Raw genomic sequence first — 12,647 nt, 5'->3', positions numbered from 1 at the left:
GCTACGGCGTTGCCTGGACGCTGCTGCACCTCATCGAGACGGGCCCGAACCCGGTGCTGACCACCAAGCCCGCGCCCGACGCCAACGAGTGGCACTACAGCCTCTGGACGAGGGCCGTGAATGCCGGCCTCGTGTCCGAGGACTTGACGAGTTAGCGGGTGAGGTGTCTGGCCTGGGCCGGAGCGATCAGCGCTGCTGTTCCCCGTGAGTCCCCGACAGATGCCGCCGCAGCGGGCACGCGGGCTTGGGTTGACCTTCCGCTTTTCAGGCGAGTTGATCGGACGGCATGGGACACGATTCGTGCCGACAACCATCAAGGCTGACCCCCCGTGACTTACCGCTGCATACCGTGGCGTTCGCTGTTGTTGCCGTCAGGCTGCCGTCAGTTGCTGCCCGACTCGCTTGCCAAGGCATCGCGCGTCAGACGAACTGCCAGGGCAACAGCCTCGAGGGGATCCTTGGTCTCAAACAGGACGTGGCCAGGCCCGCCCGCGACCACTTCCACTCCGTCATGCGGATCGGCCCTGTACACCCTCGGTCCTCGCTGGCGGCTGATGGTCTACCTCGGCGCGTACGGCCCGCTCCGCCCGGAGGAACAAGCCGAGCTGCGCCGCATGGACGTGGACCTCAACAACCTGACGATCCGCGTTCGGCAGGCCGCGCCGGAATTGACCACCGGCAAGCGGGCCGAAGGGCCGACCAAGTCAGAGGCGGGCAAGCGGCTCGTCGTCCTGCCGGCCTTTCTGCGGACCGACCTTCGACGGCACCTCGACTGGTACACGGAGAAGGGACCGGACGGTCTTCTGTTCGTGGGGGAGAAGGGCAAGCCGTTCCGGCGCTCCACCTTCGGGCGGAAGTGGCGTCGGGCCCACGCACTCGTCGGCATGCCGGACGGCTTCCGCTTCTACGACCTTCGTCACACCGGGCACACCCTCGCGACCCGTTCCGGGGCCACGCTCAAGGACACGATGATCCGCGCCGGGCAGTCCTCGGAGAAGGCCGCGCTCATCTATCAGCACTCCGACTTGGACCGCCAGCAGGAAGTTGCAAGCGGTCTGGATCAGCTGGTGCGGGCCGCCCGCCAGAAGGGCAAGGAGGAGCCTTCTGGTGCGGATCTGGTGCAAGGCGCTTAGCGCGGTCTAGACAACAAAGAAGCCCCGGGCCGTTGGCCTGGGGCTTTCTCGTGGAGCGGGTGACGGGAATCGAACCCGCGCTCTGAGCTTGGGAATCACCGGGCCGTCACGGAGGGGGTTGACGCTGACCAGCGCAAACGGCCTCTGGTGATTAATCGCGAGGCGTCGCGCTTGACTGCTCTTGACCGCTGGGATCCGCTCTTTCTGGCACGGATGTGGCACGGGCTTCCATCCGCTCTGACGGGTCGCGTCACCGACCCCGCACCCGACAACACTGTCACCCGAATGGCCCAACATAACGTGCCACCCATATGGGTGAAGATCAAGCTGGCTAGTGCCCCAACCGAGGCAATCTGTGAAAGGCGAACCAAATGCGCATTCGACGAATCCTCGCCGCAGTCTTCGCCACGGCAGCCCTCGCCGGACTCGGCCTCACAGGCGCCGCCACCGCCACCGCCGCCACCGCCACCGCCGGCAGCGTCACCCCGGCCAGCGTCACCCCGGGTGAGTGCACGGACGGCGGCGGAACGATCGATCGGTCGACGCCCGTGCTCCCGACCTGCAGGGGCGGTATGTACGACGGGCAGACGGTCGACTAAACCCCACTAGGGCCCGTTGTGAAAGTGGATCGGCGCCCCGCAGCCACGCGTTGCGGGGCGCTCCCTCGCGAGCGTTCCCCCTCGGCTGACGGCTCAACGTGACGATCGCACACGGGCCCGATGAGGTCGGCGGGAGCGGCTTCGGGCTGGAGCTGCCATGGGGCGAGAGATCGGGGCCCGTACGCTGGTCGCGAATCGGGCAGTCTCTGGACCTGCCCGCAATAGCCCGATGTGGGCCCCGATCTTCGAGGCTCGCCCCATGGTGGCTGCCTAAAGCCGTGGAGCCGACCGGGCCCAGCCACCGCGGGCTACCGTCCACCGCTCGGGTGTGCTCGCTACAGCCGCGCGGCCGGCGTAGCCGGGCCCGGAGCGGGGCGGAGACAAGAGCGTCGGGCCCGGCGGCGAGCCTGGGCCGCGCGCGGCGAGCGGAGCGAGCCGCCTTGATTAAGTAGAGAAACTCTTACCGCGCCAGCGGCTCTCGATGCCGCTTTGCGGCTTCCATACAACGATCTACCGCTCTCACCTGGGAATTCGCCAGCGTCTCGGATTGGCATATGCGTCTCTTAGGAGATGGCTTGTCTCGTGTGAGACACATCGGCAACATGTAGGCATGTCCAATCGGCGGAATCGGCAACGTAGCAAGCCCGTGCAGAGGTCGACACCTCGGCGTCAAGCATCGCCCGTTGAGAGTGCTCCGGCTGGCACGCCCGAGGATGCCCGTGCTAGGGCCGTGCAGCAGCTGTTGGAGCCGGGGGCAGAGCGGGCGCGCCTGGCTGCCGAGTTGGAGTGTCTGGATGCTGCTCTGCGGCCTCTCGTCCTGGAAGCGGTCGAAGCTGGCGTCCCGTATAGGCGGATCGCTGAGCTGACGAGCATCTCGCGAGCCACCGTGGCTCGCTGGAGCAAGGCCGAACCTGTCGAGATGTAGGGCAAGTTGCAATGGGCCGCACCCGATGACTGCGGGCGCGGCCCCAATCGATCCGAAGGAGTCGAAGCCATGTCGAATCGATCCAGCTCCATCCTCGCAGAAGCCGTGTGTGCAGCCTGTCTCGGAACCTTCTTCGTCCACGACGATGGTTCTGTGACTGGTACACCCGACACGCCCATCCCCTGTGACTGCACCGCTCCATGCCTCACCTGTGAAGGGCAGGGACGTCTCTACGGACTGTGGGTGATCGACTCCGCGCTTGAGTGGTATGAGGAAGGCTGGCGTACTTGCTACACATGCAAGGGTGACGGAAACAAGCCCGGTCGGCAGGGGTGCCGCGAGGCTTAGTGCGGCCGCAATCCGAACCATCAGGCATCTGGCACGGATGTGGCACGAGACGCCTAGGCCGGTCTAGACAACAACAAAGCCCCGGGCCGCTGGCCTGGGGCTTTTCTTTGGAGCGGGTGACGAGAATCGAACTCGCGCTCTGAGCTTGGGAAGCTCATGTTCTACCATTAAACTACACCCGCGCAGCGGACCGTTTGATCGGCGCCGCATCGTCGCACACTGTACCCCATCGAAGGCCCCCGGTGAATTGAGCCGATGGGTCTTCGGGCTGTCAGGGCCCCTCGGTCCTAGCGTCCCGGGGCCCGCCGGAGGGCTTGGCCGAGCGAGGAAGGTGGGGGATGTGGGGGCGCGGTGGAGGGGTGGGGCGTACCTTTGGCGGGGCGGAGTGCCGCGTGGAGCGGTGTCCTGTTGGTCCCCTAATGTGGCTATCTCGTCCACGCTTGTTGGGGAAGGGGCTTGATGAGCTTGATGGACTCGACGGACCAGGGCCATCCGCTGGAGCGCACCGTCGTTCGCTGTGCCGAAGGGCATGTCTTCACCACTTCGTCGTTCCCGATGCAGCAGCTCGGTGCCGGCCGGATCGGGCCCGGGCGGCTCATCCGGTGTCCGCGGTGTGCGAGGCTGCGGCATTCCGTGCCCGTGGAGCCGGTGAAGCGGTAGCGGTGGGAGCGCGCGGGGCGTCCGATTGGGGCGGGCCCGCGCGCTCTGCGTATCCTCGGGGCGTGCTTCTCTCAGACAAGGACATCCGGGCCGAGATCGACGCGGGACGGGTGCGTATCGACCCGTACGACGATTCGATGGTGCAGCCCTCGAGCATCGACGTGCGGCTCGACCGCTATTTCCGGGTGTTCGAGAACCACCGCTATCCGCACATCGACCCCGCCGTCGAGCAGGCGGACCTGACGCGGCTGGTCGAGCCGGAGGGCGACGAGGCGTTCATCCTGCACCCCGGCGAGTTCGTGCTGGCGTCGACGTACGAGGTCATCACGCTGCCCGACGATCTTGCCTCCCGGCTGGAGGGCAAGAGCTCCCTCGGGCGGCTCGGGCTGGTCACGCACTCCACCGCCGGCTTCATCGATCCCGGGTTCTCCGGGCACGTCACGCTGGAGTTGTCGAATCTGGCCACCCTGCCGATCAAGCTGTGGCCGGGGATGAAGATCGGGCAGCTGTGCATGTTCCGGCTGACCTCGCCGGCGGAGCACCCGTACGGATCCGAGAAGTACGGCTCCCGGTACCAGGGGCAGAGAGGGCCGACGGCCTCGCGGTCGTTCGTCAATTTCCATCGGACGCAGGTGTGAGGACCGGTACGCGATGAGTGAGGCACGCGAGAACCTGACGTACGAGAAGTTCGGCGACGCGATCCGCGAGCTCGCGCAGACGATCGCCGACGACGGGTACGAGCCCGACATCGTGCTGTCCATCGCGCGCGGCGGTGTCTTCGTCGCGGGCGGCCTGGCGTACGCGCTGGACTGCAAGAACATCCACCTGGTGAACGTGGAGTTCTACACCGGCGTGGGGACGACCCTAGACATGCCGGTCATGCTCGCGCCCGTACCGAACGCGATCGACTTCTCCGACAAGAAGGTCCTCATCGCGGACGATGTCGCCGACACGGGCAAGACCCTTAAGCTCGTCCACGACTTCTGCGTCGACCACGTCGCCGAGGTGCGGTCCGCCGTGATCTACGAGAAGTCGCAGTCGCTCGTGAAGTGCGAGTACGTCTGGAAGCGCACGGACGACTGGATCAACTTCCCGTGGAGCGTGCTGCCTCCGGTGCGTAAGCCGGGCACGCCGGTCACTCCGTCGCGCGAGGCTTTGTAGAGTCCCTCGCGCTGTCGCGTGTCTCGACTCGACTAACCCGACTCGACTAACCCGACCCGACCCGACCCGACCCGACTCGGCCCGCACCGGCCCGCGTGGTGCGGCTCATTCAGGTGACAGGCACCCGCGGCGAGCGCGCCGGTCCATGCCGTCCGCTGTCCCCCTTGGCCAGGTGTTGGCGAGGTGTGGTCGACCGTCCGAGCCGGGAGCAAGCCGACAACCCGGCACAGCGCGGGGTCCGGACCGCGGTGCTGGCCGTCCTCCTGTCAGCGCCGGCCGTCTCCGCAGGCATCGCGGGGCTGTGGGCTGTGCCCGCTTCCTTCGCAGCCCTGTCCGGTGGCACCTCGGCGTCGGGAAGTTGGGCCACCGCAGCCGATGTCGGCGTCGGCAGACTGTTCGGCTGGGGAGAGAACGGCGAGGGGCAGCTGGGTCTGGGGAACGGGTGGTCGGATCCGTGGAGTGGATCCATGGGGTCGTGCAGAGGGCCCCCACCGCTCACGGTGGGGGCCCTCCCGTCTTGGTTCGATCGGTTCGTTCGAGCCGGGTCAGATCGTTCCCAGCTTGATGATCGACAGCAGCGCGATCAGCTGGATCGCCGACGCTCCGAGTGCCTTCGGCCACGGCAGGTCGTGCGACTTGCTCACCATCGACGTGAACAGCGCGCCGGCCGCCAGCCAGGTCACCCAGCCGACCACCTGCACCAGCGAGTTCTCGCCGCCCAGGAAGAGCGCGACGACCAGTCGGGGGGCGTCCGTCAGGGCCATGATCAGCATGGAGAGGCCGACCGTCGGCTGCCAGGAGCCGTCGCCGCCGAGCTGGCGGGCCAGGGTGTGGGTGACCGCGCCCAGGATCAGACCGCCGATGACGAAGACCACGCCCGTGATGAGTACGGAGACGAGCGCGGTCGCGAACGGCGCGCTGATCGCCTCCTCGCGCGTCTCGTCGAAGCCGAAGATCGCGAGCAGGCCGTAGAGGAACGTGACGGTCAGGGCCGGGCCCCAGACGGGGTAGTCCCGCATCTGCAGGAACGTCGGACCCGGGCGGAACACGATGCCGCTCAGCAGTTCCTTCCAGTGCAGGCGCGGGCCCGCGGGAGCCGCGGGCGCGGCGCCGGCGCGGTAGGTGGAGCCGTCGCCGTACGGGTCGTCGCCGACGGTGAACGCCCGGGTGTGACCGGGGTTGTCGGCGTACGGGTCACCTGCCGCATACCCGCCCGGCTGCTGGTGGGGGTGCGGGTCGCCGAAGTACTCCGGCTCGCCGTGTGGCTGCCGTTGGTGCTGCTGCTGCCACTGCTGCTGCGGGGGGTACGCGGGCGCCGCTTGGCCTCCCGCGTACGGGCCTCCGTGCTGTGCGCCGTACTGACCGTACGGCGGCGGGGGCGCCTGCTGCGGTTGTTGTCGCGGGGTGCGGTTGTTGTCCCGGCCGCGTCCGATCCTGAATCCAGCCACGTAATCGAACGTACCTGTTCCCGGTGTGTCCGGTGTCCCGGGCAGGGGAACGGGGGGCCTTTGCTGCCGACCTGTGACATCCCTTAAGGGATTCCCAGGAAGATCGACGAACTGAAAGTGATCAAGGGGCTTGTGCGGTCGCCGGAAGCCGGGTACAGGGCGATGACGTCGGCGTTCTCGCCCCGATGGGTGCGCGTCACGATGTCCGCCCGCTTGTCGCCGTCGAAGTCCGCGTAGCGCAGCAGCTCGGTCACGGGCGTGGCTTCGCCGGCCGGGAGCGGGGGCGCGGGCGGGATGCGAACGGCCTTGAAGCTGTACGAGCCTCCGGGGCGGCCCGGACCGCCCGGGCCGCCCAGCAGCAGCCGGGCTCCGGCCGCCTCGCCGGGCGTCCGGGTGTGCGTGGCGTGGACGAGGTCGTCGAAGCCGTCGCCGTTCGGGTCGGCGTCGGGCTCCGGGGCGGCGAGTACGGGGCCCGCGCCGGGGAGCGAGGCCTTGGCGGCGCGCGGTGCGCCCGTACGGGTGAAGGGCCCGCGCAGGAAGCTGACCTGGCCGCCGCTCGCGGTGACCGCGAGGTCCTGGGCACCGTCGCCGTCGAAGTCGCCGCAGACGGGGTGGTCGGGCCACTCGTTGCCGTACCGCGCCTGTTCGGGGATGCGGAGGGCGACCGCCGTGCCCGTGAGGCCCGCGGGGCCGCCGAAGAGCAGCTGGAGGGGGACGGGCGGGCGACCGATGCCGTCGTACGGAGGGTCCGTGGCCACGATCAGGTCGCTGAAGCCGTCCTGGTCGAGGTCGCACGCGGCCGCGGCGTCGAATGCGGAGGGGAGCACGCCCGCGACGCGGGCGCCGTTCCCGCGCGGAGTGAGGAGCTGGCGCACGGAAGGGGCCAGGGAACCCTTTGCGGCTCCGTAGACGATGCCGATGCCCGCGTCGTCGTCATGGGCCGCACCCGGCGCCTTGACGAGGTCGTCGAGGACGAGATCGCGGCGCCCGTCGCCGTTGAAGTCCTCCGGGACGCGGCTGCCGTCGCCGCGCGGTACGGGGAGGGCGGGGGAGGAGGCCTTGCCGGCGAGTGCGGAGGCGGAAGCCGAGGCGGAGGGGCCGTCGCCCGGGGCCGGGCCGTCGGACGCGGCGGCCGGGCGGGCCGATGAGAGCCCGCAGCCCGCCAGAGACGGCGCCAGCAGCAGCGCGCCCAGGCCGGCGAGCGCGGCCCTGCGCAGTCGATGTCGACGCACCACGGCGGAATCCACCCCATCCGTCTCTCCGGAACCAGCCGCCTCATCATGCTCCTGCCCGACACCTGGGCCAATGGTTGGGCGCTGCGTAATGACTCACTCGCTCAATGTGGGCAATTGGTTAAAGTTTGGGTGATTTGATCGGCTCTGCTGGGCTCTGAGATCTTCCGTTACGTTTTCGAGGGGAACCCCGTACATGGCGCTCGTGGCTTCGTGGACGTCGGCCCGACTTCACCGAGGCAGGAGAGCCATCCCTGTGCGCGCCACCCTCCGTACCGCCGCCGTCGCCACCGCCGCCGTCGCGGCCCTGCTCCTCCGGCCGGAGCGGCGTTCGCCGGCAGTTCCGCTCCCGTGGACCGGGGCGTGGGTCCGGGCGAACGTGCCGTCACGGCGGAGCGCCAGGTCGAGCCCGTCGGCAAGGCCCGCACCCACACGCACACGTACGCACGCACACCCAAACCCGCACCCACGCCGCGGTGATCGCACTGCCCGACGGGCGCGTCGCCGAGCTGGTCAGGACCGCGCGCGCCGGCGGCCCTCTCGTCGTGATCTCCCGGCCGAACGGCAAGGACCTCGGCACGCTCACGCTCGAGCAGCCGTCCGCCCGCCACCACTGCTGGACGTATCTGCTCGTCCCGAACGGCGAGCACCCGAAGTTCGTCGTGATCGACGGCAGGCACGGCGGCGACGCCTGGGTCTACGCCTTCAGCGGCAAGCGCTTCGCGACGTACAGGGCCGAGCGGTGAACCCCCGGTGACGCGTGAAGCGGCCGGTCCTGCCCCCGAGGCAGGTCCGGCCGCTTCTCGCTATCCGTACTGAGGACGAGGACGGCTACTTCACCGGCTGCGGTTCCGGCTCTCCCCCGGCGCTGCCGCCGGGGGAGCTCCCCGCCGGCTCCGCCGCGTCCGCGCCCGGGTCCACCGGTGTCCTCACGGAGTCGAGCAGCAGCTGCGCGACGTCCACGACCTGCAGACTCTCCTTCGCCGTGCCGTCGTTCTTCTTGCCGTTGACCGAGTCGGTCAGCATCACGAGGCAGAACGGGCAGGCGGTGGACACGATGTCCGGGTTTAGCGACAGCGCCTCGTCCACACGCTCGGTGTTGATGCGCTTGCCGATCCGCTCCTCCATCCACATGCGCGCACCACCGGCGCCGCAGCAGAAGCCGCGCTCCTTGTGGCGGTGCATCTCCTGCTGGCGCAGGCCCGGGACGGCCGACATGATCTCGCGCGGGGGCGTGTAGACCTTGTTGTGGCGGCCCAGGTAGCAGGGGTCGTGGTACGTGATCAGGCCCTCGACCGGTGTCACCGGGATCAGCTTGCCCTCGTCGATCAGGTGCTGGAGCAGCTGGGTGTGGTGGATGACCTCGTACTCGCCGCCGAGCTGCGGGTACTCGTTCGCGATGGTGTTGAAGCAGTGCGGGCAGGTCGCGACGATCTTCTTCGACGACTTCGGCTTCTTCGTCCCCGGGTCGTCCTCGTCCTCGCCGAACGCCATGTTCAGCATCGCGACGTTCTCCGCGCCGAGCTGCTGGAACAGGAACTCGTTGCCGAGGCGCCGCGGCGAGTCACCCGTGCACTTCTCCTCGCCGCCCATGATCGCGAACTTGACGCCCGCGATGTGCAGCAGCTCCGCGAAGGCCTTGGTGGTCTTCTTGGCGCGGTCCTCGAGGGCACCGGCGCAGCCGACCCAGTACAGGTAGTCGACCTCGGACAGGTCCTCGACGTCCTTGCCGACGACCGGGACCTCGAAGTCGACCTCCTTGGTCCACTCGAGGCGCTGCTTCTTGGCCAGGCCCCAGGGGTTGCCCTTCTTCTCCAGGTTCTTGAGCATCGTGCCCGCCTCGGAAGGGAAGGCGCTCTCGATCATCACCTGGTAGCGGCGCATGTCGACGATGTGGTCGATGTGCTCGATGTCGACCGGGCACTGCTCCACGCACGCACCGCAGGTGGTGCAGGACCAGAGGACGTCCGGGTCGATGACACCGTTCTCCTCGGCGGTGCCGATCAGCGGGCGCTCGGCCTCCGCGAGCGCGGCCGCCGGGACGTCCTTCAGCTGCTCGTCGGACGCCTTCTCCTCGCCCTCCACCGTCTTGCCGCCGCCGGCCAGGAGGTACGGGGCCTTGGCGTGCGCGTGGTCGCGCAGCGACATGATCAGGAGCTTCGGGGAGAGCGGCTTCCCGGTGTTCCAGGCCGGGCACTGCGACTGGCAACGGCCGCACTCGGTGCAGGTCGAGAAGTCGAGGATGCCCTTCCAGGAGAACTGCTCCACCTGGCTGACGCCGAAGACGTCGTCCTCGCCCGGGTCCTCGAAGTCGATCGGCCTGCCGCCGGACGTCATCGGCTGGAGCGCGCCCAGCGCGGACTCGCCGGTGGCGTTGCGCTTGAACCAGATGTTCGGGAAGCCGAGGAAGCGGTGCCAGGCCACACCCATGTTGGTGTTGAGCGAGACCGTGATCATCCAGATCAGCGAGGTGCCGATCTTGACCGCCGCGGCCAGGTAGACCAGCGTCTGCAGGGTGGGGACGCTCAGGCCCTCGAACGCCAGGACCAGCGGGTACGAGACGAAGTACGCGGCCTCGTAGTGGTCCACGTGGTGGATCGCGCCCTCCAGGCCGCGCAGGACCAGGATCGCGAGGCCGATGGTCAGGATGACGTACTCGACGAAGTACGCCTGCCAGGCCTTGGAGCCCGCGAAGCGCGACTTGCGGCCGGCCCGCGAGGGCAGGTTCAGGAGCCGGATCACCATCAGTGTGACGATGCCGACGACCGTCATCAGGCCGATGAACTCGATGTACATCTCGAACGGCAGGAAGCCGCCCACGATCGGCAGCGTCCAGTCGGCCTGGAACAGCTGGCCGTATGCCTGTGCGAGCGTCGGAGGCAGCGTCAGGAAGCCGATGGCGACGAACCAGTGGGCGAAGCCCACGATCCCCCAGCGGTTCATCCGCGTGTGGCCGAGGAACTCCTTGGCCAGGGTGATCGTGCGAGCCTTGGGGTCGTCGGTGCGGCTGCCCGCAGGCACGGGCTGGCCGAGCTTCACGAACCGGTAGATCTGCGCGACGGCTCGGGCGATGAGCGCAACGCCGACCACGGTCAGGACCAGCGACACGATGATCGCGGCGAGTTGCATTTGGGGGCTCCCTCGGGCCTGCGAGGTGGGAAGATCAGGACTTACTAAGCGGTAACTTATTCAGTCCGTGCTGAGACTACCCACTTATTCGGCCGCACTGTAGTTGCGCAAGCGGTGATCTGCGTCGCTCAGGTCACCCTGAGTACGCGGCGGCCGCAGAGCCGGGAGCGTACGTACGAGGATGGCCAGGTCGAGACCCATCCAATGGTGCTCCACATAGTGCTGATCGAGCAGCTCCGGCTCGTCCCAGGGCATCGCCGAATGCCGGCGGACCTGGGCGAGGCCGGTCAGGCCCGGCTTGACCGTCTGCCGCCAGGGTGCGGCGGCGCGTGGATCGTCCGGCGCCAGCGCCGCCGGCCCGACCAGGGACATCTCGCCCCGTACGACAAGAGGCAGCCGAGAGAGCAGGTCCAGCCGCCAGCGGCGGGTGCGCAGCGAGCGGACCGTCAGCGGGCGGCCGTGCAGACCGGTCCTCGTCTCCCGTACGAATGGGCCGCCGGGTTTCCGGTGCAGCACGGCCGAGCAGGCCGCTGCCGCCAGCAGGGGTGCGACGAGGGTCAGCAGGAGCGAGCCGAGGGCGAGATCGAGAAGGCGCTTGGGTTGCATGGCTCTCACCCGACCGTTCCGCCGTTCCTGTCATGTTTTCGCGGGCTTTATGCGAACAATGGCACGGTGAGCGGTGCGGGGTGTGCAGGCCCGCGCCCGGCGGGTCGCCGGGACCGCGCACCATAGTTGAGTCTGGTCGACTCAGGTCTGTTGACTCGATGGGACCAGTGAGGCATCCTTGAGCCAGTTCCACTCAAGTCCAGCTCCACTGGAGGATTCGAAATGGCACGTGCGGTCGGCATCGACCTGGGCACGACTAACTCCGTCGTCAGCGTTCTGGAGGGCGGGGAGCCCGCCGTCATCACCAACGCCGAGGGCGCCAGGACCACGCCGTCCGTCGTCGCCTTCGCCAAGAATGGTGAGGTGCTCGTCGGCGAGGTCGCGAAGCGGCAGGCGGTCACGAACGTGGACCGGACCATCCGCTCCGTAAAGCGTCACATGGGTACGGACTGGAAGATCGAGCTCGACGGGAAGACCTTCAACCCGCAGCAGATCTCCGCGTTCATCCTTCAGAAGCTGAAGCGCGACGCCGAGTCCTACCTGGGTGAAAAGGTCACGGACGCGGTCATCACCGTCCCGGCGTACTTCAACGACTCCGAGCGTCAGGCCACCAAGGAGGCCGGCGAGATCGCGGGCCTGAACGTCCTGCGCATCGTCAACGAGCCGACCGCCGCCGCGCTGGCCTACGGCCTCGACAAGGACGACCAGACGATCCTCGTCTTCGACCTCGGTGGCGGCACCTTCGACGTCTCGCTGCTGGAGATCGGCGACGGCGTCGTCGAGGTGAAGGCCACCAACGGCGACAACCACCTCGGTGGTGACGACTGGGACCAGCGTGTCGTCGACTACCTGGTGAAGCAGTTCGCCAACGGTCACGGCGTGGACCTGTCGAGGGACAAGATGGCTCTCCAGCGTCTCCGCGAGGCTGCGGAGAAGGCGAAGATCGAGCTGTCGTCCTCGACCGAGACGACGATCAACCTGCCGTACATCACGGCGTCCGCCGAGGGCCCGCTGCACCTGGACGAGAAGCTCACGCGCGCCCAGTTCCAGCAGCTGACCGCGGATCTGCTGGACCGCTGCAAGACGCCGTTCCACAATGTGATCAAGGACGCGGGCATCCAGCTCTCCGAGATCGACCACGTCGTTCTCGTGGGTGGCTCGACCCGTATGCCGGCCGTCGCCGAGCTCGTCAAGGAGCTGACCGGTGGCAAGGAGGCCAACAAGGGTGTGAACCCGGACGAGGTCGTCGCCATCGGCGCCACGCTCCAGGCCGGCGTCCTCAAGGGTGAGGTCAAGGACGTCCTGCTCCTCGACGTGACGCCGCTGTCCCTCGGTATCGAGACCAAGGGCGGCATCATGACCAAGCTCATCGAGCGCAACACGACGATCCCGACGAAGCGTTCGGA

10 protein-coding genes, 1 tRNA gene and 1 pseudogene are annotated in these 12,647 nt (G+C 68.2%); 7 read left to right on the top strand and 5 right to left on the bottom strand.

The features are described 5' to 3' along the window. Positions 1 to 533: 533 nt before the first annotated feature. Both ABT078_RS41575 and ABT078_RS41570 read left to right on the top strand, forming a co-directional pair. Positions 534 to 1,133: pseudogene (locus ABT078_RS41575) on the top strand (tyrosine-type recombinase/integrase); the annotation flags it as partial. 371 nt (positions 1,134 to 1,504) lie between these two features. Continuing rightward, entirely contained in the window at positions 1,505 to 1,732 is a 228-nt protein-coding gene (locus tag ABT078_RS41570) for a hypothetical protein (RefSeq protein WP_351237511.1), read from the top strand. Between the two features lie 1,381 nt (positions 1,733 to 3,113). Here the strand turns inward: ABT078_RS41570 and ABT078_RS41565 are convergent. Then, a tRNA-Gly gene (locus ABT078_RS41565) sits at positions 3,114 to 3,187 on the bottom strand. A gap of 277 nt (positions 3,188 to 3,464) precedes the next feature. On the opposite strand from ABT078_RS41565, the gene ABT078_RS41560 reads away from it, so the two are divergent. The 3 genes from ABT078_RS41560 to ABT078_RS41550 all read left to right on the top strand — a co-directional run bounded on the left by ABT078_RS41560 (position 3,465) and on the right by ABT078_RS41550 (position 4,826). Beyond that, positions 3,465 to 3,665, top strand: coding sequence for a hypothetical protein (locus tag ABT078_RS41560; protein WP_351237509.1), 201 nt, complete (start codon positions 3,465 to 3,467; stop codon positions 3,663 to 3,665). 62 nt (positions 3,666 to 3,727) lie between these two features. Then, complete coding sequence (gene dcd, locus ABT078_RS41555) at positions 3,728 to 4,303, top strand: dCTP deaminase (protein ID WP_351237507.1); 576 nt, start codon at positions 3,728 to 3,730, stop codon at positions 4,301 to 4,303. A 13-nt stretch (positions 4,304 to 4,316) separates the two neighbouring features. Further along, complete coding sequence (locus tag ABT078_RS41550; RefSeq protein WP_351237505.1) at positions 4,317 to 4,826, top strand: phosphoribosyltransferase; 510 nt, start codon at positions 4,317 to 4,319, stop codon at positions 4,824 to 4,826. A gap of 545 nt (positions 4,827 to 5,371) precedes the next feature. Here the strand turns inward: ABT078_RS41550 and ABT078_RS41545 are convergent. Further along, entirely contained in the window at positions 5,372 to 6,274 is a 903-nt protein-coding gene (locus ABT078_RS41545) for a Yip1 family protein (RefSeq protein WP_351237503.1), read from the bottom strand. An 83-nt stretch (positions 6,275 to 6,357) separates the two neighbouring features. Next, positions 6,358 to 7,509: an FG-GAP repeat domain-containing protein gene (locus ABT078_RS41540; protein ID WP_351237501.1), complete on the bottom strand. Its 1,152-nt coding sequence runs from the start codon at positions 7,507 to 7,509 to the stop codon at positions 6,358 to 6,360. A 473-nt stretch (positions 7,510 to 7,982) separates the two neighbouring features. On the opposite strand from ABT078_RS41540, the gene ABT078_RS41535 reads away from it, so the two are divergent. Next, on the top strand, positions 7,983 to 8,252 hold the full coding sequence (locus ABT078_RS41535; RefSeq protein ID WP_351237499.1) for a hypothetical protein: 270 nt from the start codon (positions 7,983 to 7,985) through the stop codon (positions 8,250 to 8,252). Positions 8,253 to 8,337: 85 nt separating this feature from the next. On the opposite strand, the gene ABT078_RS41530 is transcribed toward ABT078_RS41535, so the two are convergent. Beyond that, on the bottom strand, positions 8,338 to 10,635 hold the full coding sequence (locus ABT078_RS41530; RefSeq protein ID WP_351237497.1) for a heterodisulfide reductase-related iron-sulfur binding cluster: 2,298 nt from the start codon (positions 10,633 to 10,635) through the stop codon (positions 8,338 to 8,340). 84 nt (positions 10,636 to 10,719) lie between these two features. Then, the gene (locus ABT078_RS41525) at positions 10,720 to 11,241 is read right to left on the bottom strand and encodes a sugar transferase (protein WP_351237495.1); all 522 of its coding nucleotides are present in this window, start codon (positions 11,239 to 11,241) and stop codon (positions 10,720 to 10,722) included. Positions 11,242 to 11,463: 222 nt separating this feature from the next. Here ABT078_RS41525 and dnaK point away from each other — a divergent pair. Then, positions 11,464 to 12,647, top strand: a 1,184-nt coding sequence (gene dnaK, locus ABT078_RS41520; RefSeq protein WP_351237493.1) for a molecular chaperone DnaK, incomplete at its 3' end; no start/stop codon positions are given.

Origin of the sequence: Streptomyces sp. NPDC002133 (assembly GCF_040296405.1) — a bacterium.
Taxonomy (GTDB): domain Bacteria; phylum Actinomycetota; class Actinomycetes; order Streptomycetales; family Streptomycetaceae; genus Streptomyces.
The sequence above is the reverse complement of the archived record's forward strand: the minus strand, read 5'-3'. Positions and strand labels throughout refer to the sequence as shown.

Coding starts and splice junctions, on each gene's coding strand:
- ABT078_RS41550 (WP_351237505.1), top strand. CDS start 4,317: ATGAGTGAGGCACGCGAGAACCTGACGTACGAGAAGTTCGGCGACGCG.
- ABT078_RS41560 (WP_351237509.1), top strand. CDS start 3,465: ATGAGCTTGATGGACTCGACGGACCAGGGCCATCCGCTGGAGCGCACC.
- ABT078_RS41530 (WP_351237497.1), bottom strand. CDS start 10,635: ATGCAACTCGCCGCGATCATCGTGTCGCTGGTCCTGACCGTGGTCGGC.
- ABT078_RS41525 (WP_351237495.1), bottom strand. CDS start 11,241: ATGCAACCCAAGCGCCTTCTCGATCTCGCCCTCGGCTCGCTCCTGCTG.
- ABT078_RS41570 (WP_351237511.1), top strand. CDS start 1,505: ATGCGCATTCGACGAATCCTCGCCGCAGTCTTCGCCACGGCAGCCCTC.